The sequence below is a fragment of the Streptacidiphilus cavernicola genome (assembly GCF_042510955.1).
GTDB lineage: Bacteria > Actinomycetota > Actinomycetes > Streptomycetales > Streptomycetaceae > Streptacidiphilus > Streptacidiphilus cavernicola.
This window is the reverse complement of the sequence record NZ_JBHFAB010000014.1, coordinates 60,420-80,465: the sequence shown is the minus strand read 5'-3', so window position 1 is coordinate 80,465 and position 20,046 is coordinate 60,420. Positions and strand designations below refer to the sequence as shown.

General features: G+C 74.2%; 20 protein-coding genes. 12 read left to right on the top strand and 8 right to left on the bottom strand.

Annotated features, from left to right (window positions below; translation table 11 throughout):
- The first annotated feature begins 85 nt into the window (after positions 1–85).
- A complete protein-coding gene (locus ACEZDE_RS19855) occupies positions 86–1,153 on the top strand; it encodes an LLM class F420-dependent oxidoreductase (protein ID WP_380537660.1) in 1,068 nt (355 codons plus the stop codon).
- A gap of 175 nt (positions 1,154–1,328) precedes the next feature.
- On the opposite strand, the gene ACEZDE_RS19850 is transcribed toward ACEZDE_RS19855, so the two are convergent.
- Positions 1,329–2,537 (bottom strand): helix-turn-helix domain-containing protein, encoded by a 1,209-nt coding sequence (locus tag ACEZDE_RS19850; protein WP_380537659.1) that lies wholly within the window; start codon positions 2,535–2,537, stop codon positions 1,329–1,331.
- 654 nt (positions 2,538–3,191) lie between these two features.
- Positions 3,192–3,878: a DJ-1/PfpI family protein gene (locus ACEZDE_RS19845; RefSeq protein ID WP_380537658.1), complete on the bottom strand. Its 687-nt coding sequence runs from the start codon at positions 3,876–3,878 to the stop codon at positions 3,192–3,194.
- A gap of 111 nt (positions 3,879–3,989) precedes the next feature.
- Between ACEZDE_RS19845 and ACEZDE_RS19840 the strand changes: the two genes are divergently transcribed.
- The 6 genes from ACEZDE_RS19840 to mshC all read left to right on the top strand — a co-directional run bounded on the left by ACEZDE_RS19840 (position 3,990) and on the right by mshC (position 9,579).
- On the top strand, positions 3,990–4,958 hold the full coding sequence (locus ACEZDE_RS19840) for a GlxA family transcriptional regulator (protein ID WP_449341709.1): 969 nt from the start codon (positions 3,990–3,992) through the stop codon (positions 4,956–4,958).
- 87 nt (positions 4,959–5,045) lie between these two features.
- The gene (locus ACEZDE_RS19835) at positions 5,046–5,768 is read left to right on the top strand and encodes a histidine phosphatase family protein (RefSeq protein WP_380537656.1); all 723 of its coding nucleotides are present in this window, start codon (positions 5,046–5,048) and stop codon (positions 5,766–5,768) included.
- 51 nt (positions 5,769–5,819) lie between these two features.
- On the top strand, positions 5,820–6,392 hold the full coding sequence (locus ACEZDE_RS19830; protein ID WP_380537655.1) for a DUF3090 domain-containing protein: 573 nt from the start codon (positions 5,820–5,822) through the stop codon (positions 6,390–6,392).
- A 104-nt stretch (positions 6,393–6,496) separates the two neighbouring features.
- Entirely contained in the window at positions 6,497–7,336 is an 840-nt protein-coding gene (locus ACEZDE_RS19825) for an SCO1664 family protein (RefSeq protein ID WP_380537753.1), read from the top strand.
- Between the two features lie 163 nt (positions 7,337–7,499).
- Positions 7,500–8,273: a hypothetical protein gene (locus ACEZDE_RS19820; protein ID WP_380537654.1), complete on the top strand. Its 774-nt coding sequence runs from the start codon at positions 7,500–7,502 to the stop codon at positions 8,271–8,273.
- A 79-nt stretch (positions 8,274–8,352) separates the two neighbouring features.
- Complete coding sequence (mshC, locus tag ACEZDE_RS19815; protein ID WP_380537653.1) at positions 8,353–9,579, top strand: cysteine--1-D-myo-inosityl 2-amino-2-deoxy-alpha-D-glucopyranoside ligase; 1,227 nt, start codon at positions 8,353–8,355, stop codon at positions 9,577–9,579.
- Between the two features lie 16 nt (positions 9,580–9,595).
- Here mshC and ACEZDE_RS19810 read toward each other — a convergent pair whose 3' ends face one another.
- Complete coding sequence (locus ACEZDE_RS19810; protein WP_380537652.1) at positions 9,596–10,783, bottom strand: glycosyltransferase; 1,188 nt, start codon at positions 10,781–10,783, stop codon at positions 9,596–9,598.
- Positions 10,784–10,850: 67 nt separating this feature from the next.
- Between ACEZDE_RS19810 and ACEZDE_RS19805 the strand changes: the two genes are divergently transcribed.
- Entirely contained in the window at positions 10,851–11,630 is a 780-nt protein-coding gene (locus tag ACEZDE_RS19805; RefSeq protein WP_380537651.1) for a glutamate racemase, read from the top strand.
- 33 nt (positions 11,631–11,663) lie between these two features.
- On the opposite strand, the gene ACEZDE_RS19800 is transcribed toward ACEZDE_RS19805, so the two are convergent.
- Positions 11,664–12,611 (bottom strand): polysaccharide deacetylase family protein, encoded by a 948-nt coding sequence (locus tag ACEZDE_RS19800; protein ID WP_380537650.1) that lies wholly within the window; start codon positions 12,609–12,611, stop codon positions 11,664–11,666.
- Between the two features lie 164 nt (positions 12,612–12,775).
- On the opposite strand from ACEZDE_RS19800, the gene ACEZDE_RS19795 reads away from it, so the two are divergent.
- Complete coding sequence (locus tag ACEZDE_RS19795) at positions 12,776–13,687, top strand: spermidine synthase (RefSeq protein ID WP_380537649.1); 912 nt, start codon at positions 12,776–12,778, stop codon at positions 13,685–13,687.
- 77 nt (positions 13,688–13,764) lie between these two features.
- Here ACEZDE_RS19795 and ACEZDE_RS19790 read toward each other — a convergent pair whose 3' ends face one another.
- The gene (locus ACEZDE_RS19790) at positions 13,765–14,439 is read right to left on the bottom strand and encodes an O-methyltransferase (protein ID WP_380537648.1); all 675 of its coding nucleotides are present in this window, start codon (positions 14,437–14,439) and stop codon (positions 13,765–13,767) included.
- 137 nt (positions 14,440–14,576) lie between these two features.
- Between ACEZDE_RS19790 and ACEZDE_RS19785 the strand changes: the two genes are divergently transcribed.
- The gene (locus ACEZDE_RS19785; RefSeq protein WP_380537647.1) at positions 14,577–15,170 is read left to right on the top strand and encodes a nucleosidase; all 594 of its coding nucleotides are present in this window, start codon (positions 14,577–14,579) and stop codon (positions 15,168–15,170) included.
- Positions 15,171–15,247: 77 nt separating this feature from the next.
- Here ACEZDE_RS19785 and ACEZDE_RS19780 read toward each other — a convergent pair whose 3' ends face one another.
- The gene (locus ACEZDE_RS19780; RefSeq protein WP_380537646.1) at positions 15,248–16,612 is read right to left on the bottom strand and encodes an O-antigen ligase family protein; all 1,365 of its coding nucleotides are present in this window, start codon (positions 16,610–16,612) and stop codon (positions 15,248–15,250) included.
- 359 nt (positions 16,613–16,971) lie between these two features.
- Between ACEZDE_RS19780 and ACEZDE_RS19775 the strand changes: the two genes are divergently transcribed.
- On the top strand, positions 16,972–17,568 hold the full coding sequence (locus tag ACEZDE_RS19775; protein WP_380537645.1) for an NUDIX hydrolase: 597 nt from the start codon (positions 16,972–16,974) through the stop codon (positions 17,566–17,568).
- Between the two features lie 40 nt (positions 17,569–17,608).
- Here the strand turns inward: ACEZDE_RS19775 and ACEZDE_RS19770 are convergent, their stop codons facing one another.
- Positions 17,609–18,127, bottom strand: a complete 519-nt coding sequence (locus ACEZDE_RS19770) for a PTS-dependent dihydroxyacetone kinase phosphotransferase subunit DhaM (RefSeq protein WP_380537644.1) — start codon at positions 18,125–18,127, stop codon at positions 17,609–17,611.
- 233 nt (positions 18,128–18,360) lie between these two features.
- Here ACEZDE_RS19770 and ACEZDE_RS19765 point away from each other — a divergent pair, with 233 nt between their 5' ends.
- Positions 18,361–19,539 (top strand): acyl-CoA dehydrogenase family protein, encoded by a 1,179-nt coding sequence (locus ACEZDE_RS19765; protein ID WP_380537643.1) that lies wholly within the window; start codon positions 18,361–18,363, stop codon positions 19,537–19,539.
- 21 nt (positions 19,540–19,560) lie between these two features.
- Here the strand turns inward: ACEZDE_RS19765 and ACEZDE_RS19760 are convergent, their stop codons facing one another.
- On the bottom strand, positions 19,561–20,034 hold the full coding sequence (locus tag ACEZDE_RS19760; protein ID WP_380537642.1) for a hypothetical protein: 474 nt from the start codon (positions 20,032–20,034) through the stop codon (positions 19,561–19,563).
- Between the last annotated feature and the right edge of the window lie 12 nt (positions 20,035–20,046).

Sequence of the window (20,046 nt, the reverse complement as noted above, 5' to 3'; positions counted from 1 at the left end):
GGCCACAGGAGCGTACTCGTCAGTAGCTTGATGGGTCGCGCCGGGCTACAGTCACCGTGACGCCCACACCATCGGAGGCAGCACCGTGCGACTCGGCATCAATCTCGGCTACTGGGGCCTCGGCAACGACGCCGACAACATCGCCGTCGCCCAGGAGGCGGACCGGCTCGGCTTCGCGGTCTGCTGGGCCGCCGAGGCATACGGTTCGGACGCCGCGACCGTCCTGGCCTACGTCGCCGCCAAGACCGAGCGGATCGACGTCGGCTCGGCGATCTTCCAGATCCCGGCCCGCACGCCCACCATGACCGCGATGACCGCGGCCACCCTGGACACCCTCTCCGGCGGCCGGTTCCGGCTCGGCCTCGGGGTGTCCGGGCCGCAGGTCTCCGAGGGCTGGTACGGCGTCAAGTTCGACAAGCCGCTGGCCAGGACCCGCGAGTACGTGGAGATCATCCGCAAGGCGATGGCCCGCGAGCGGGTGGTCCACGACGGCGCCAACTGGACCCTGCCGCTGCCCGGCGGACCGGGCAAGCCGCTGAAGCTGACGGTGCATCCGGTGCGCGAGCACATCCCGCTCTACATCGCCGCGATCGGCCCGAAGAACCTGGAGCTGACCGGCGAGATCGCCGACGGCTGGCTCGGCATCTTCTTCGCCCCCGAGCAGGCCGAGCTCTCCCTGGAGCACCTCACCGCCGGACGCGCCAAGGCCGGGAAGACCCTGGACGGCTTCGACATTGCCCCCAACGTCCCCATCGCGGTCAGCAGCAGCAACAAGCCCGAGGACCTGGAGGCGGCCGGCAACCTGTTCCGCCAGTACACCGCCCTCTACGTCGGCGGCATGGGCAGCAAGGAGCAGAACTTCTACAACCGGATCGCCCGGCGGATGGGCTACGAGCAGGCCGCCGACGAGATCCAGGAGAAGTACCTGGCCAAGGACTACGCGGGCGCGGCGGCGGCGGTCCCGCAGCAGCTGATCGACTCCACCACGCTGATCGGCACCCGCGACCGGCTCGCCGACCGGCTCCAGGCCTTCGCCGCCGCCGGGGTCACCACCCTGAACCTCTCCCCGGGGGGATTCGGCAACACTCTCGAAGAGCGGGTGCTGGCCCTCCGGACCGCCGTGGAGGCTCTGGAGCACGCCGGGCTGGCGTGACCTGACTGGCCATGGCCGCCGGTCGCAAGCGTGCCCGTGCTGCCCGGACGACCATCGGTCAGCGTCGCGCGCACCCCGGCCAGATCGCCCGCTGAACACACGGAGCCCCACCTTCCTCCGGGAGGGTGGGGCCTTTCTGCGTTTACGGACCGTGGCAGCCCGGCCTGACTGTCTGTCACAGGGAGGCCAGTAGCTCCGCCACCTCGGGCACGTCCCCGAACCCCCGGAGGCGGTCCAGCACGACGCCCGCCCGCTCCGCCGTCCTCTCGCTGCCACCCTCCCCGAGGGAGAGCATCCGCCCCGCCGTCCCCGCCGCCGCCTCGGGCTCGTTGGCGTCGGCGTAGGCCACGGCCAGCCAGGAGAGGTACAGGGCCAGTTCCCGCGCGTGGCTGGCGTCGTACCGGCCGAGGACATCGGAGAGCAGGGGGACCGCCCGCAGGGGCTTGTGCAGCTCCGTGAACACCCGGGCCTCCATGACTTGCAGCTCCCCGCCGTCCACCCAGTACAGGTACCCCGGGGCAGGCTCCCCGTGGTCCTCGGCGGCCAGCGCCTCGGATGCTTGGCTGAGTGCGTCCATGGCTGGGCGAGCCTGTCCGGCGCGGGTGTGCGCCCACGCGACGCGGTCCAGGTAGAGCGCGCGGGCCTTCGGCGGTGCGTCCGCCCCCGCGCTGTCCAGCGCTGCCCTGGCGAGGCTCACCGCGTCCGCCGTCTGCCCCGTGTTGCTCCACTGATAGGCCAGTGATCCGGCGACGTTCCCGGCTAGGACGCCGTCCCCCGCCGCGTGGGCTGCGCTGATTCCCAACCTGTAGATCCGTTCCGCCTCGGCGTGCTGCCCGGCGTCCGAGGCGATCCACCCGGCGATCTGCGCCAACTCGCCGATGGCCCGGAGGAGTTCCCGGCCCACCGCCTCGGTGTGCGTCCCCTCCTGGTACAGCTTCACCGCTGCTTTCAGCTCCCGGACGGCGGGGATGATCAGGTCTCTCCCATAGACCACGTCATCGGCCAGCCGTAGGCCGTGCACCCTCCCGGCTAGGTCGGTGACCTGTCCGGCCCCCACCTGCTTCCCGTCTCGGGTCGCCAGCGCTGCCAGGGGGTCACCCTCGGGGAGGAAGTCAGCCACGGTCGGGGCGGGAGGCTCCGGGGCCAGCACGGGCACGGCGCGGGCCTCTTCGAGAAGTTCCCGGGGGACGTCCAGCGCCGTTGCGATGTGCGGCAGGTACTCGCGCGGGACACGCCGCCCCGTCTCCCACCTGGACACGTCGTTGCGGGCTAGGTGGGCCTCCCACGGGGTCAGCGTGTTGACGACCTCGGCGAGCCGCTGCTGACTCCATCCCTTGGCCCGCCGTAGCCGCCGAACCACGTCCCCGATGCTCTCCCCGCTCACCTTGCCAGCGTGGCAGACACAGAGGCAGACACGGGGGCTACCCCGAAAGGTTCACGCCAAGGGGAGCATGATCCCGAAAGCCAGTGACCGGATGTGAGGTGATGGCGGGTGGCCAGGCGGAACGCGGTACCGGAGCACACAGAGCCGGAGTGCGCCGAGTGTGACCGGCTCGAAGCGATGCAGTACGACGCGTACCAGCAGCAGAACCGGTCAGACGCCGCTGACGCCCGGGTGAAGCGTCGGCAACACCTCGGCCTCCCTCCCATGGCTCCGCTGACCTACCCCCGCCGGGGGGGTGGCGGCGTGACGCTGCCCCCTCCTCCTCAGTGCTTCCGCTGTGCGCTGCTGGCACGTCAGCGTGAGACGGCGGAGCGCTCTGGCAGCGTCCCCGATCTGCGGCGGCTGGGCGAGGTGTCCGACGCCCACTCGGCCGCCCCCGGGGAGTGTCCGGAACCGTGGCCCGCGTTCCCCGGGCCGGTGGTCTGGCCTGCGGGCTGACCTGCGTAGGAATCCTACGGACCCCCTCACGTCCACTCGCGGGGATAGCTGAATCTGGCCCCGGGCGGCTTCACCCTGGACGAGCGGATCCAGGCGCTGCGCACCGCCACCGAGGCACTGGAGCAGGCCGGGCTGGCCTAGGTGAGGGGCCGGGGCTCAGCTCAGCCGGGCCAGGAGCGCGGGGTGGTCCGCCAGCGCCGATTCCAGCATGGCCCGGGCGTGGGGCCTGAAGAAGTCGAGATCGGTGGACCCCCAGTCGATGCCGCCCAGCGGTGGCTGCGGGTCGTACTCGACGAGGAGCTGGACGGTGCGGGCGGCCTGCTCACCCGCGAGGCGTTCGACCAGGTGGAGGGCCATGTCGAGGCCGGCCGACACGCCGGCTGCGGTGAGCACCGGGCCAGCTTCGACCCAGCGTTCGGCGACCGGCGTCGCGCCGAACCTGCCCAGCAGGTCGCGGAACCCCCAGTGCGTGGTGGCCGGGCGGCCTTCGAGCAGGCCGGCGGCGCCCAGGAGCAGGGAGCCGGTGCACACCGAGCCGACGACCTCGGCGGTCCGCGCGGCGCTGCGGATCCAGCTCAGCAGGGGTTCGTCGGCCAGCGCGGCCAGGGTCGGCTCGGTCCCGCCGGGCACGATCAGCGCGAAGGGCTCGGCGACCTGGTCGAAGGTATGACTTGGGGTCAGTTTCAGCGGGGTGTCGGTGTCCAGGGGGGTGAGGTCCCGGCCGACGACGACCACCTCGAACGAGGGGTCGATCCGGGCCAGTGCCGACAGCACCTGGAGCGGTCCGACCAGGTCGAGCGGGGTGATGCCGGGATAGAGCACGAAGGCGAGCGTCTTGGTCATGCTGTCACCTTCGGCCGCGGGCCGGGAGAGTGCCAAGGGTGGACGGCGAGCAGGTCGGAATTCTTGGGATACACGTCATTCCGACATAGGGTCGTGGTCGTGGAGGAACGTGTGGAAGAACGCGTGGTGGTGCTCGTCGGATACGACGGGGCGGAGCTGCTGGACATCGCCTGCGTGACGACGAGCCTGGCCACCGCCAACCGGCTCGGCGCGAGCCCCGCCTACACCGTGGCCGTGGCCACCCCGGGAGGCCGCGCCATCGGCTGCGACTCGGGGCTGGCGCTGCAGGGCCAGCGGTCCCTGGAACGGACCGGGGGGCCGCTGGACACGCTGGTCGTCTCGGGAGGGTTCGGCCACGAGGCCGCGGCGGCGAACCCGCGCATCGTCGGCCATGTCCGGCGCCTGGCCAGGGAGAGCCGCAGAGTGGCCTCGGTGTGCACGGGGGCGACCGTCCTGGCCGCCGCCGGTCTGCTCGACGGCAGACGCGCCACGACGCACTGGCGCTACGCCGGGCGGCTGGCCTCCGGCTACCCGGAGGTCACCGTGGATCCCGGGCCGATCTACATCCGCGACGGCAACGTGTCCACCGCGGCGGGCGTCACCAGTGCCCTGGACCTGACCCTGGCCTTCATCGAGGAGGACCACGGCGCGGAGCTGGCCCGCGCGGTGGCCCGCGGCCTGGTCACCTATCTGCAACGGCCGGGCAACCAGGCGCAGATGAGCATGTTCACAGCCACCCCGGCGCCCAGGAACGGACTGGTCGGGCGGGCGGTCGAGCACATCGCCGGGCACCTGGACGGTGATCTGACCGCGACCGCGCTGGCCGACCGCGCGGGGGTGAGTGAACGCCAACTCACCCGCCTGTTCATCGAGGACCTCGGCAAGCCGCCGGGCCGGTTCGTCCGCGACGCGCGCACCGAGGCCGCCGCCCACCTCCTGACGTCCACCTCGCTGACCGTGGCGAGCGTGGCCGCACAGTGCGGCTTCGGCACCGCCGAGACGCTCCGCCAGGCCTTCGTCGGCCGCTACGGGACACCCCCGTCGCGCTACCGGGCAGCGCACGGCGGACCTGCGGCCTGACGGGGCTGTAGGACGGCGGGCTGGAGGACGACGGGGCTGGACGGGGCTGTGGGACGGGGTCGCGGGGCGGCGTCGTAGGCTGGTGCCATGCCGACCCTGCTGCTCGTCCGACACGGCCGTTCCACCGCAAACTCCTCCGGGATCCTCGCCGGCTGGAGTCCCGGGGTGGACCTGGACCCGCACGGGGAGCAGCAGGCCAAGGCGCTGGCCGAACGGCTGGCCGGGGTGCCGCTGGCGGGCCTGGTCAGCAGTCCGCTGGACCGCTGCCGGCAGACCGTCGCCCCGCTGCTGGAGGCGCGTCCGGAGCTGGTCAAGCGGCTCGACGAGCGGCTCGGCGAGTGCCGCTACGGCGACTGGACCGGGCGTCCGCTGGCCGAGCTGGCCGCCGAGCCGCTGTGGAAGACGGTGCAGGCGCACCCCTCCGCCGTGGTCTTCCCCGGTCCCGAGGGCGAGTCCATGCAGGAGATGAGCCACCGCGCGGTGACGAGCATCCGCGAGTGGGACGCCGAGATCGAGCGCGAGCACGGCGCCGACGCGGTCTGGCTGGCCTGCAGCCACGGCGACGTGATCAAGGCGGTCGTCGCGGACGCGCTCGGCCTGCACCTGGACCACTTCCAGCGGATCTCGGTCGAGCCCTGCTCGGTCACCGCCATCCGCTACACCCCGACCCGGCCGTTCCTGCTGCGCCTCGGCGACACCGGCGACCTGTCCGGTTTCGCGCCGCGCCCGGCCGGGGAGAAGGCCGCGGACGGGGCGGCCGACGGTGATCCGGGGGACGCGGTGATCGGGGGAGACACCGGTGTCCGCTGAGGCGTAGGTAGGGTTGACTCGAACAGCGACGTCCAGATCTGGAGCAGCCCCGTGCCCCGCCAGGTGTTCTTCTATGACCCGCCCGAGCGATTCGTGGCCGGTACGGTCGGCGAGCCCGGTTCCCGTGCCTTCTACCTGCAGGCCAGCGCGCGCGGCCGAGTGACCAGCGTGCTCCTGGAGAAAACCCAGGTCGCCGCACTGGCCGAACGCGTCGAGGAACTGCTCGACGAGGTGGTCCGGCGCAGCGGCGGCAGCACCGCCGTCCCCGCCGTGGCACCGGCCGAGCTGATCGACAGCGCGCCGCTCGACCAGCCGGTGGAGGAGGAGTTCCGGGTCGGCACCATGGCCCTGGCCTGGGACGAGTCCATCGACCGGCTGATCGTCGAGGCCCAGGCGCTGATCGAGGTGGACCCGGACGGCGACCCCGACGAGCAGGAGCTGTTCGAGGACGACGAGAACGGCCCGCCGATGCTGCGGGTCCGCCTCAGCGGCGCGATGGCCCGGGTCTTCGCCAAGCGGGCGCTGGAACTGGTCTCGGCCGGACGGCCCCCGTGCCCGTTCTGCAGCCTCCCGCTCGACCCCCAGGGCCATGTGTGCCCGCGTCAGAACGGATACCGGCGCTGAGCAGCACCTCGGAAGGGCAGTCGGAGCAGCAGCGCGACCTGCCGGAGCCTTCGGAGCCGCCGGAGGCCGACCCGGTCGCCTCGGCGGCCCTCGCCGCCGACCCGGTGCGCGCCCTGGCCCTGCTCCGTGACGGCGAGCTGCGGATCCACGGGCAGCTCACCGAGGCGTCCAACGGCGTCTTCTACTGCACCGTCAGCGACGGCCGGGACGAGGCGGTCTGCGTCTACAAGCCGGTCCGCGGCGAGCGCCCGCTCTGGGACTTCCCCGACGGCACGCTGGCGGGCCGCGAGGTGGCGTCCTACCTGGTCTCGGCCGCGACCGGCTGGGGCCTGGTGCCGCCGACGGCGCTGCGCGAGGGGCCGTTCGGCGAGGGCATGTGCCAGATCTGGGTCGAGGCCGACCCGGACGCGCAGCTGCTGGCGCTGCAGGAGGTCGAGGAGGCCGAGCCGGGCTGGCGGCCCGTCGCCCGGGTGGAGCTGGGCGGCGCGGAGCGCAGCGACTCCGACCGGGGCGGCGGCGGGCGACGGGCGGGCGGGGGCGGGACCGCGCTGCTGGTCCACGCCGATGACCTGCGGCTGCGTCGGCTGTCAGTGCTGGACGCCGTGATCAACAACGGCGACCGCAAGGGCGGCCACCTGTTGCCCGCGGTGGACGGCCGGCTCTACGGGATCGACCACGGGGTCACCTTCGCCGTCCCCGGGAAGCTGCGCACCCTGCTCTGGGGCTGGGCCGGCGAACCGCTGACCGGCGAGGCGGCGGACGTCCTGGAGCGGCTCGCGGCCGGACTGGGGCGGGACGGCGGGGCGCTCGCGGGCGAGCTGGCGCCGCTGCTGACTCCGGCCGAGATCGACGCGCTGCGGCTCCGGGTGGACGGGCTGCTCAAGGCAGGCACCCACCCGGTCCCCTCCGGGGAGTGGCCCGCCGTTCCCTGGCCGCCGATCTGACGGTCGGACAGATACTGACGGTCGGACAGGTGCCGTGGTGGGGGCGGGATATGGCATCATCGCGCAACGCCGAGCGGCAGGACGCGGACGGCGGGGACGCAGACGGCAGGCAAAGGGGTGGACGGATGACGCGTCAGAAGTGGTGCGCTGCAGGGGTGTTCGGGTGCTGACCCCGGCGATGGCCCTGCCGGTGCTGCTGTTCGTCCTGCTGGTGCTGGCCGCGGTCGTGATCGCGCTGGTGGCGCGGGGCAGGCAGCGCGCTCCGCAGCGGGCGCTGACCGCCGCGGCGGCCTCGCGGCCCGGCTGGCAGGGGGTCCCGGCGCCCTCGGGAGCCGACCTGGCCCGGCGCTACCGCTACCAGAGCCCGTTCAGCGATCCGGGACCGTCCTTCCAGGACCTGATGTACGGCCCGCTGCCGGGCGGGGCGCAGGCCGAGGTGTTCCACTTCACCAGCACCTTCCGGTACCCGCCGCAGGGTCCGCCCCAGGGCCCGGTCCAGGCCCCGCCCCCGCCCCCGGTGGTGACGCGCTGGACGGCCGCCGCGGTGGTGTTCCCGCGGCCGTTGCCGCACCTGCTGCTGCAGCCGGGCCACGACGCGCTGCCGCCCGGGTGGCCGCCGGGCCCCGGCCGCAGCTACGACCGGGCCGGCTGCGGACCGCTGTGGACCGGGCTGCGCGGCTACTCGTCGGACCCGGGGGCCGCCGCTGCGGTGTTCACCCCCGAGGTGCTCGGCCGGACCCGGGCGCTGGGCCTCGACTGGCGGATGGACGGGCGGACGGTGATCGCGTTCGCCCCGGAGCACCGCCCCCCGGCGGCCATGCTCGAACTGGTGGACCAGCTGGCCTGGTTCGCCGCGCTGCTGCCCCCGGAGGCGCTGGCCGCCGCCGCGGGGCAGCCCGACCCCTGGCAGGGTCCCAGCATCGCCCGCCCGGCCTGAGCGGCCCGGCTGCTCCGGGAGGCGCTGCCGCGGGAGGCACTGGTGCGAAGATCAACCATGTCCGGTTAGAGTCATCCGTATGTATGCCTGGCCCGCCACCGACGTCCCCGCACTCCCCGGCCAGGGGAGTCCCCTGCGTATCTTCGACACCTCCAGAGGCTGTGTGCGGACCACGGAGCCGGGCCCCACCGCCCGGCTCTACGTGTGCGGGATCACCCCCTACGACGCCACCCACCTCGGGCACGCGGCCACCTACAACGCCTTCGACCTGATCCAGCGGGTCTGGCGGGACGCCGGCCACGACGTGGTCTACGTCCAGAACGTCACCGACGTGGACGACCCGCTGCTGGAGCGGGCCACCGCCACCGGCCAGGACTGGACCGAGCTGGCCGAGCGTGAGACCGCGCTGTTCCGCGAGGACATGACGGCGCTGCGGATGCTGCCGCCCGCGCACTACGTCGGCGCGGTCGAGGCCATACCCTCCATCATTCCGCTGATCAAGGAACTGCTGGCGTCCGGTGCGGCCTACGAGCTGGACGGCGACGTCTACTTCTCGGTCGAGTCCGACCCGCACTTCGGCGAGGTCTCCCGGCTCGACACCGAGCAGATGCTGCGCTTCTTCGCCGAGCGCGGCGGCGACCCGGACCGCCCCGGCAAGAAGCACCGGCTGGACCCGCTGCTGTGGCTCGCCGCCCGTCCGGACGAGCCCGCCTGGGACGCCGAGATCGGCCGCGGCCGTCCCGGCTGGCACATCGAGTGCGTGGCCATCGCGCTGGAGCACCTGGGCATGGAGTTCGACGTCCAGGGCGGCGGCAGCGACCTGGCCTTCCCGCACCACGAGATGGGCGCCTCGCACGCCCAGGTGCTGACCAAGGTCCACCCGTTCGCCCGCGCCTACGTCCACGCCGGGATGGTCGGGCTGAACGGCGAGAAGATGTCCAAGTCGCGCGGCAACCTGGTGTTCGTCTCCAAGCTGCGGCAGCAGGGCGTGGAGCCGGCGGTGATCCGGCTGGCGCTGCTCGGCCACCACTACCGCTCCGACTGGGAGTGGACCGACGCCGACCTGCTCCGCGCCCAGCACCGGCTGGAGCGCTGGCGGGCCGCGGTCTCCCGTCCGGACGGCCCCGACGCGGCGGAGGCGCTGGCCGAGGTCCGCGCCGCCCTCGCCGACGACCTGGACGCGCCGCGCGCCCTCGCCGTCATCGACGCCTGGGCCGCGAAGCAGGACGCGCAGGGCGGCGACGACACCGGCGCCCCCGGCGTCATCTCCCGGACCGTGGACGCGCTGCTCGGCGTGGCGCTCTGAACTGACCCCGCAGCGGCTACCTCGGGCTGCCGACCTTCGACGGAGTCGGCGGCGCGGGGTAGGTGCGGCCCTTCCAGGCCGCGCCGCGTCCGCGCCAGTGCTGGACCGCCGAGTCGACCGTCATCAGCAGGTACAGCCCGGCCGTGAACGGCAGCAGCAGCGCGGCGGCCGGGGGCTGCCGGTAGTAGCGCAGCATCGGCACGTAGGTGGCCGCCATCAGCGCCCAGGCGGCCCCCGCGGTGCCCGCCAGCCTTCCGTCCCCGGCGACCAGGCCGACCAGCAGCAGCACCGGCGGCACCAGGTAGACCAGGGCCAGCCCCAGCACCGTGCCGACCAGCAGCAGCACCGAGTGCTTGAGCTGCGCGTAGGCGCTGCGCGAGACCATCCGCCACAGCTGCGACAGCTCCGGGTACGGGCGGACGCTGTCCACCTGGTCGGCCAGGCCCAGCCAGGTCCGGCCGCCGCCGCGCTTCACCGCCCGCGCCAGGTTGACGTCGTCGATCACCGCGCCGCGGATCGCCGCGATCCCGCCCGCCCGCTCCAGCGCCTCGCGCCGGACCAGGGTGCAGCCGCCGGCCGCGGCGGCGGTCCGCGAGCCCGGCCTGTTGCTCCAGCGGAACGGGTAGAGCTGGGCGAAGAAGTAGACGAAGGCCGGGACGATCAGCCGCTCCCAGCGGGTCTCCGTGCGCAGCCGGGCCATCTGCGAGACCAGGTCGTAGCAGCGTTCGGGGGTGCCGACCGCGGCGGCGACCAGGCTGTCCAGCGAGGACCGGGCGTGCGCGATGTCCGCGTCGGTGAGCAGCAGGTACTCGGCGTCCCCGGCCAGCTCGACGCCGTGCCGCAGCGCCCAGAGCTTGCCGGTCCAGCCCTCCGGCGGCTCGCCGGGCGTGCTGACCGTGAGCGGCAGCGAGCCCGGGGCCAGGCCCAGCTCGCGGGCCAGCTCGCCGGTCCCGTCGCTGCTGTTGTCGTCGACCAGGATCACCCGGGCCTGCCCCGGGTACTCCTGCGCCAGCAGCGACGGCAGGCTCAGCGGCAGCACCTCGGCCTCGTCCCGGGCCGGGACGATGATCGCCACGGTGGGCCGCCGGGCCGTCTCCGGGCGCGGCGGCAGCCGGAGGTCGGTCCGCCAGAAGCCGCCCTGAAGGAACGTCAGCCACAGCCAGGCCAGCAGGGACGCCAGAGCCACCCACATCAGTACGGTCACCTGCGCGAGTATGCCGCACCGGGTTCCGGCGGCGGGTCCGGACGGGCTTCGGATAGGGTCGGTGGTTGTGAAGATCGCACTCATCGACTCCGGGATCGGGCTGCTCGCCGCCACCGCCGCGCTGCGCGCCCTGCGTCCGGACGCGGACCTGGTGCTGTCCACCGACCCGGACGGGATGCCGTGGGGTCCGCGCACCCCCGACGACGTCGCCGAGCACGCGCTCGCCTGCGCCCGCGCCGCCGCCGCGCACCGTCCGGCCGCGCTGATCGTCGCCTGCAACACCGCCTCGGTGCACGCGCTGGACGCGATCCGGGCCGAGCTGGAGCCGGGCATCCCGGTGATCGGCACCGTCCCGGCGATCAAGCCCGCGGCGGCGGGCGGCGGCCCGGTCGCCATCTGGGCGACCCCGGCCACCACCGGCAGCGCCTACCAGCGCGGGCTGATCCGCGACTTCGCGGACGGGGTGGAGGTCGCCGAGATCCCCTGCCCCGGCCTGGCCGACGCGGTCGAGCGCGCGGACGAGGCGGCCGTCGACGCGGCGGTGGCCGCGGCGGCGGCGCTGACGCCCGGCGGCATCAGGGCGCTGGTGCTCGGCTGCACCCACTACGAACTGCTGCACGACCGGATCAGGGCCGCGCTCGGCCGGGGCCCCGAGGAGCCGGCCCTGCACGGGTCGGCCCACGCCGTGGCCGGACAGGCCCTGCGCCGGGCGGACCCGTCCGCCGTCGCCACGACCGGTACCGGATCGCTGCTGGTGCTGCGCAGCGGCCGAACCGAACCGTTGGACCCGGTCGTCCTGCACTACCCCGAGGGGCGCACGCTGCTCACCGCCGCGGCCCGGGTCTGAAGCCCGCGGTCCCCGTCGGCTGCGCGTTGGGGGTCAGGCCTCGCGGCAGGTGACCGCGCTGCGCAGCCTCCGCACGGTCGGGCTCCAGCCGGAGAGGACGGCGTCGAAGAGGCCGCGTGAGGTGCGTCCGTTCACCGACAGCCGGCTGATCCGCAGCGGGTTGGGCCGGGACGCCGCGGTCGGCCGCAGGTCGAAGGTGTGTCCGTCGCCGAGGAAGGCGCTGCGGTAGCCGAGGCCGCGCAACAGCGCCTCGGCCCGCGGGTCGGCCACCCCGCCCGGGTGGGCGAACGCGTCGGGCTCCGCCCCGGACAGCCGGGACAGCCGCTCGTGCGCGCCGACGACCTCCTCGCGGACGACGTAGTCGTCGCAGTGCGGCAGCCGGGCGTCGCCGTAGGTGTGGTTGCCGATCTCCACCCCGCCGTCGCGCAGCGCCCGCAGGTCCTCCGCGGTCAGCTGCGGCCGTCCCGGGGCGGCCTTCCGCGCGGTCACCCGCAGCTCCTCCAGGCAGCTCCGGCGGTCCGGGTCCGGCAGCGCCGCCAGCGCCGCGGCGACCCCCTCAGGGGCCCGCACGGACAGGTTGCGGGCCCGTCCGCCCTGCTGGACCAGGAACTCGGCCTCCTGCCACCAGTACGGCCGCTCGGTGTCCACCAGACCGGCCACCACGAAGGCGACCCCGGGGACGCCGCGCGCGGCCAGCACCGGCAGCGCCGTGGTCACCGCGCTGCGGTGCCCGTGCTCGAAGCTGACCAGCACCGCGTGCGGCGGCAGCGGCGCGCCGGTCTGCAGCGCCTCCTGGACCTGGGGCAGCGAGACCGGGCTCGCGGTGCGGACCAGCCGGTCCACCTGGGCCCGGAACACCGACGGATCCCCGGCGCCGGGGAAGGTGAGCACGGCGAGCCGCCTCGCGGCGCGGCCCCGCGGCCGCTCCGTTCCGAGGCGCTCGACCGGCCTGGGCATGGTGGCGAGGTTCGGCTGTCGCACGGACTTCCCTTCCGTCGCGCCGAGCGGCCGGTCGAGGGAGTACCGGCGCGCTTGTCACTCAAGACGTAAGGAAGACCCGCGCCCGGGGGAGAAGGTTGTACGGGTTTCACGGGCAAGTTTCGGAGGCGTTTCCGCGCGCTTCCGGTTCCCGTCAGAATGACCACATGACCGAGCCAGGCCGCACCGACCCTCCAGCCGCTGAACAGGCGGCCGTGGCCGCCGGGGCCGCCGATCCGCGGCCGGTCGAGCGGCGGGTCGACCTCGGCACCGCCCGGCTGCTGCCCGACCTGGACCGTCCCCGGGGCTGGCTGCTCACCCTGGACGGCGCGCCGCAGTCCTACGTCGACCTGGACGACCCGCTGTTCCTCGAGTTCGAGTACGTGCAGCGACTCGCCCACGCCGTCGACCTGGTCGGCCTCTCCGGGCAGCCGCTGGACGCACTGCACCTCGGCGGTGGCGCGCTGACCCTGCCCCGCTACCTCGCCGCCACCCGTCCGGGCTCGCGCCAGCGGGTGGTCGAACTCGACGCCGCGCTGACCACCCTGGTCCGCGAACACCTGCCCTGGACGCCGCCCGCCCACGGCATCCGGGTCGAGGCCGCGGACGCCCGCGCCGCGCTCGCGGCCACCCCGGACGCGGACGCCGACCTGATCGTCGCCGACGTCTTCGGCGGCTCGCGGATCCCGGCCCAGCTGACCTCGGTGGAGTTCGTCCGCGAGGCCGCCCGGGTGCTGCGCCCGGACGGCCTCTACGCGGCGAACCTGGCCGACGCGGCGCCGCTGGACTTCGCCCGCTCGCAACTGGCCGGTCTGCGCGCGGTGTTCCCCGAGGTCTGCGCGGTCGCCGAGCCGTCGGTGCTGCGCGGTCGCCGCTACGGCAACCTGGTGCTGCTGGCCGGACGGAGCCCGTTCCCGGTCGCCGAGCTGGCCCGCCGCACTGCGGCCGACGCCTTCCCGGCCAGGGTGGTCCACGGCGACCGGCTCGACCTGCTGGTCGGCCGGGCCCGCCCGGTCACCGACGCCACCGCGGCGCCGTCCCCGGCCCCGCCCGACGGCGCGTTCAGCATCGGCGGCTGACGTGTGTCCGGTGTTCCCTGGCGCTACGAGGTGTCCTGGCGCTACGAGGTGTGCTGACGCTACGAGGTGTGCTGACGCTACGAGGTCACCACGGCCAGGGCGAAGCCGTCGTAGCCCTTGGCACCGACGGTCTGGATCGCGGTGCCGGTCAGCCGGGGTTCGGCGGCGATGTACTCCAGCGCGGCGCGGGTTCCGAGCACCGACGGCTCCTGGCTCGCGGCGTCCGCCACCTTGCCGTCGCGGACCACGTTGTCGACGATGATCACCGTGCCGGGCCGGGACAGCTCCAGCGCCCAGCGGACGTAGTGCGGGTTGTTGACCTTGTCCGCGTCGATGAAGGCCAGGTCGAACGGGCCGACGCCCTCGCTCTGCAGCAGCGGCAGGCTGTCCAGCGCCGGGCCGACCCGGACCTCGACCTTGTCCGCAAGACCGGCCGCGGCGATGTTGCCCCGGGCGACCTCGGCGTGCTTCGGGTCGTACTCCAGCGACACCAGCCGTCCGTCCTCGGGCAGCGCGCGGGCGAGGCAGATGGTGGAGTAGCCGCCCAGCGTGCCGATCTCCAGGATCCGGCGGGCGCCGTGGATCCCGGCCAGGAGTTGCAGCAGCCGGCCCTGTGTCGCGGACACGGCGATCTGCGGCAGCCCGGCGGCGTCACTGGCCTTGAGCGCGGCCTCCAGGGCCGGGTCGGCCAGACCGAGGGTGTCGCTGAAGTAGCTGTCGACGTCGTTCCACTGCTGCTCGTGCGTGCTCATCCGGGAGTCTCCTCGACGTGGTGCCGGCAAGTCGTTCACCTGCCAACCTACCCCGTGCCGCTGACGCCCCGACGGATCCCGCGGGCCGTCCGCCGCCGCGTTCCGGCCCGCTGCCGACCCGCCCCTACGATGGCCGTATGCGCCTCATCGGAGAGATCACCCCCGCCCGTCCGCTGCTCGTCGTGGCCGTCGCCGAGGAGGCGGCGTACCTCGGCCCGGAGCTCCCGGTCCTGCTCACCGGCATGGGCAAGGTCAACGCGAGCACCGCGCTCGCCGCCGTACTGGCCCGCGGCCCGCACCCGTCCGAGGTGGTCAACCTGGGGACGGCCGGGGCGCTGCGCCCCGGCCTGACCGGGACCACGCACCGGATCGGCACGGTGCTGCAGCACGACCTGGACACCGACCTGCTGCGGACCCTCACCGGGGAGGTCTTCGGCGCACCGCTGCCGCTGGAGCTGCCGGACGGCGCGGGGGAGGGGCTGGTGCTGGCGACCGGTGACCTGTTCGTCGCGGAGGAGTCAGCAAAGGCCCGGCTGGCCGAACGGGCGCACCTGGTCGACATGGAGGGCTACGCGGTGGCCAGCGCGGCGCGCGCGGCGGGGGTGCCGGTACGGCTGGTCAAGCACGTCAGCGACGAGGCGACCCAGGGCGCGGCGGCGACCTGGCGGGACTCGGTGGACGCCTGCGCCAAGATCCTCGCCGACTGGGTGCGCGAGGACCTGGGGGTCTAACGGGAATGGGAATGGGCGCGGGTTCGGGTGCGGGTGCGGTGCGGTAGGGGCGTTCGGGGCCGGGGGGCGGGGCCCGGCTATCCGGCGGCTTCGCGTCGACGGGGTCGGCTTTGGACTGTTCGGCCACCTCGTTCAGCTCGGCCACCTCGTCCAGCGCTGTCCACCCCGGTCCTGCTCCTCCCGCGGTCCCGACTCCCGTCCCGGCCACAACCCTCGTCCTGGCCGTGGCTCCCGTCCCGGCCGCAACCCTCGTCCTGGTCCGACTCTCCGTCACCGTCCCGGCTCCGGGCCGTACTCCGGTACTCGCTTCGTTCCCCGCCTCCGCCTCCGCAGTCGTCGCTCCGCTGCTGGGCGCCGGGCCCGGGTGGTTCCGTGTACGACGTCACCCGGGTCCGGGCCACCGGCCGGGCCGCGGCCGTCCCCACCAGCAGTCCGGCCCCCGCCGTGATCCCCGGACAGCTCAGCACCGGGCTCACCGCCGCCTCCGCGGCGAGCGCGGTGAGCGCGCCCGCCGCGGTGAGCACCACCGCGGTGGACGACGGCGAACGCCGCAGCGTCCACAGCATCCAGCCGAACGACGCGGCCAGCAGGCACACCCCCGGCACCCCCTCCTCCGCCGCGGCCTGCAGCGCCGCCGAGGAGGCCCCACCGGGCGTCGCCGACTCCTGTGCGGCCGGGCTCAGTTCGGCGAACCGGCCGGGTCCGACCCCGCGCAGTGGTGCCCCGACTGCCTCGTGGACGGCGTCGTGCCACAGCGCCGCGCGCTGGTCGGCGAGCGGGGTCGCTCCGCTCAGCGCGTTCACCGGACCGTCGGCACTCGCGCCGGTGTCGGCGTCGGCGCGGGTGTCGGCACGGGCCAGCAGCAGCGGCGCCCCGGCCGCCAACCCCGCGCACAGCGCCAGCAGCAGCAGGATCGGCAGCCGCCGCCGGGCGCGTGCGGCGGCCCCCGCCACCACCAGGGCGCCGCCGCAGGCGAGCACGTCCGCCACCGAGCCCGTCGCCAGTGCCTCGGCGCTGATCCCGAAGGCGAGGGCCGCGAGCAGCAGCCGCAGGCGTCCGCGTGCTGCGTGTGCGGCGCAGCAGGCCATGCCGACGGCGAGGGCCAGCAGTGCGCCGTCCGCGTCCATGGCGTGCAGCGGGGGAGCGGACGGGTCGCCGGAGAGGCCGCGCGGGAGCAGCAGCGCCAGCGCGCCGACGGTCAGCGCCGCCGCGGCGGGCGCGCCGACCGGGCGGACGGCTCCGGCGACGCGTCCGCCCGCGTAACCGGCGGCGACCGCGAGGAGTCCCAGCAGGACGCCCTCCGGGTGGGTGTCGCGTCCGGCGGCGGTGAACAGGGTCCAACCGGCGCAGCCTGCCAGCAGCAGGGCTCCGATCACGTCCGCGGCGGCGCTCTCGGTGCCCGGCTCCGGAACGGCGAGCTGGACCGGAGCGGACGACGACATGCCGACGGCCCTCATGGCACCCCCCAACGCAGCGCCCCCGGCCGTACGGCGGCGAGTGGGCCGTCCCTGCGCGGGCGAGCCCAACGGTAGACCGCCAACGGCGACTTGGCTCCGCCCCGCACAAAGATTCGCTGTCCATGACACCTGCCCTGGGGGCCCTCGCCACCGCCACCCAGCCGCCCGGTGCCCGCCACCCCAGCGCCCGCCGCCCTACCGCTGCCGCCCCGGCGTCCCGCCGCCTCGCCACCCGGCGCCGCCACCCGCCACCCCACCACCTGCCGCCACTCGGCCCCCGCCGCCCGGCGCCGCCGCCCCGTTCATGACCGTCAGTCAGCGCCGGGCGTGGTTAGTCTCGGGCCATGCCCATTCCTGAGTTCGTGCGCGAGCTGCGCATCGCCATCGGCCAAGGCCCGCTGTGGATGTCCGGCATCACCGCCGTCGTCCTGGACGGCGACGGCAGGGTGCTGCTCGGTCGCCGTGCCGACAACGGCCGGTGGACCCTGATCACCGGGATCATCGACCCGGGCGAGCAGCCCGCCGACGCCGCGGTCCGGGAGTGCGAGGAGGAGACCGGGGTCCGGGTGGTCCCGGAGCGGCTGACCGGGGTGTCGGTCTCCGCGCCGGTCGTGCACGTCAACGGCGATCAGGCGCAGTACCTGGAGCTGACCTTCCTCTGCCGCGCGGTCGGCGGCGAGGCCCGGGTCAACGACGACGAGTCGGTCGAGGTCGGCTGGTTCCCCCTGGACGCGCTGCCGGAAGGCCTGGGCCCGTCCATGCTGCACCGACTCCACCACGCACTCAGCGGCAACCCGGAAGCCCACTTCCACCTGACCCAGCCCCCGGCCGAGCCCACAACGCCCGCCGAGCCCACAACGCCCGCCGAGCCCACGGCCCCCGCCGAGCCCACGGCCCCCGCCAGGCCCGCCGCCCCCGCCAGGCCTGCCGCTCCCCGCTGAGCCCTCGCCGAGCCCGCACTACCCCCCTCAGCCCGCTCGCTCAGAGCTTGCGGACCACGTACCCGTCCTCCGCCGCCTCGATCACCGCGGCCAGGTCGCCGCCCGCCGAAGCCGTGGCCACGGCGGCGACCGCGCCCTCCAGGAACGGTGCGTCAGCGAGCCGTACCGGGAAGGGCAGTCCGTTGGCCTCGGCCGACGCCAGCACCACCTGCACCGCGGTCACCGCGCTGCCCAGGTCGGCGACCACCGCGACGCCCATCCCCTGGTCGGCCTGCTTCGCCGCGGCCAGTACCAGCGCGATGCTGGTGCCGACCCCGCCGTCGCCGTCGCCGCCCGCGGTGGCCAGCGGGGCCGGGTCGCCGGTCCCCAGCAGTTCCACGGCCAGTTCCGCGACAGCCTGGGCGACCCGCGCGCTGTGCGACACCAGCACCACGCCGACCCGGTCGAGACCGGCCAGCGGCAGCACCCGCAGGGACCGTGCGGCAGGCACCACCGCCACGTCCTCCCCGGGCTCCTCCGACTCCGGCCGCAACGCCATCACCCGTGCCTCGCCACTCATACCCGCCGCTCCCTGCCCTCCGTACCCGACCGTGTGCGTACGGTGCCCGCCGCACCGTGCGCGTACGGTGTGCCCCGCATTCCACCAACCTAGGACCGCGGGGCCGCCGCGCCCGCCGCGCCGCGCGGACGCGGCCTTGCCCCGGCGTGTGCCTTCCCTTCTTCTAGAACGTGTTCTACCGTGGCGGCCGGTCCGCAGACCGTGCCGACCCGTGCCGACCCGAGGAGACCGCGATGCACCTCGACTACACCCCCGAGCAGCAGCGGCTCCGCGCCGAACTCCGCGCCTACTTCGCCGAACTGATGCCGCCGGAGGCGCACGGGCGGCTGAACGACCCGAAGCGGCAGAAGACCTTCTACCGCGAGGTCAACCGCCGCCTGGGCGCGGACCGCTGGCTCGGCGTCGGCTGGCCGGTCGAGTACGGCGGCCGGGGGATGAGCCCGGTGGACCAGTTCGTCTTCTTCGACGAGGCCGCCCAGGCCGGGGTCCCGCTGCCGATCATGGCGCTGAACACGGTCGGCCCCTCGATCATGAAGTTCGGCACCGACGAGCAGAAGGAGTACTTCCTGCCCCGGATCCTGGCCGGGGAACTGGACATCGCCATCGGCTACTCCGAGCCGGACGCGGGCACCGACCTCGCCGCGCTGAAGACCCGGGCGGTCCGCGACGGCGACGCGTACGTGGTCAACGGCCAGAAGATCTGGACCACCAACGGCGACACCGCCGACTGGGTCTGGCTCGCCGTCCGCACCGATCCGGACGCCCCCGCGCACAAGGGCATCAGCATGCTGCTGGTCGACACCACCGACCCCGGCTACTCCACCACCATCATCCGGACCCTGGCAGGGCACGACACCACCGCCAGCTACTACCAGGACATCCGGGTCCCGGTCAGCCGCCTGGTCGGCGCCGAGAACCACGGCTGGCGGCTGATCACCAACCAGCTCAACCACGAGCGGGTCACCCTGGCCGCGCACACCACGATGGCCAACCGCGCCTTGGCCGAGGTCCAGCAGTGGGCCCGCGAGACCGAGTTGAGCGGCGGCAAGCGGGTGATCGACCTGCCCTGGGTGCGGCAGCGGCTGGCCCGCACGCACACCCGGCTGGACGCCATGAAACTGCTCAACTGGCAGATGGTGGACGCGGTCCAGCGCGACGTGCTGACCCCGCAGGACGCCTCCGCGGTCAAGGTCTACGGCAGCGAGGCCCGCCGCGACGCGTACTCCTGGCTGATGGAGGTGGTCGGCGCGGCGGGCCCGCTGAAGGAGGGCTCGTCCGGCTCAGTGCTCCAGGGCAACCTTGAACGCGGCTACCGCAGCTCCGTCATCTTCACCTTCGGCGGCGGCAACAACGAGATCCAACGCGAGATCATCTCCTGGATCGGCCTCGGCATGCCCCGCGTCCGCCGCTGACCGGGGGAACCGGGCGGGCCGTCAGTCGATGAGGAGGTCGGCTGTCTGCTGGGCCAGTACGGTGCCGGTTGCGTTGGTGATGCTGACGGTGACGGCGAGTTGGGTGGCGGTGCAGCCGGTGGGGACGTTGTAGCCGGTGGACGTGGTCGCCTTGGCGTGCGGGGCCAGGGTGACCGGGCGGAGGAAGGGGTCCAGGACCGGGCAGCCGGTCGGGATGCCGGTGGTCGGGCCGGAGAAGCGTCCGTACCAGGTCTCGGAGACGGTCTGGCTGGTCGCGGTGCAGTTCTTGGCGGTCAGCGTCGCGGTGGAGGACCCGCCGGGGGCCGCCTCGGGCGGCTGGAACGCGAAGGCGGTGATCCGGACCGTGCCCGAACACGCAGTGCCTGCCCCCGTGCCCGCGCTCGGGACGCCCGCCGATGCGACGCCCGCGCCGCTCAGGAGCAGGGTGAGGCAGGCCGCCCCGGTGGCCAGTACACGTGAAGTCCTGTGCGGCATCTGCGGCCCTCT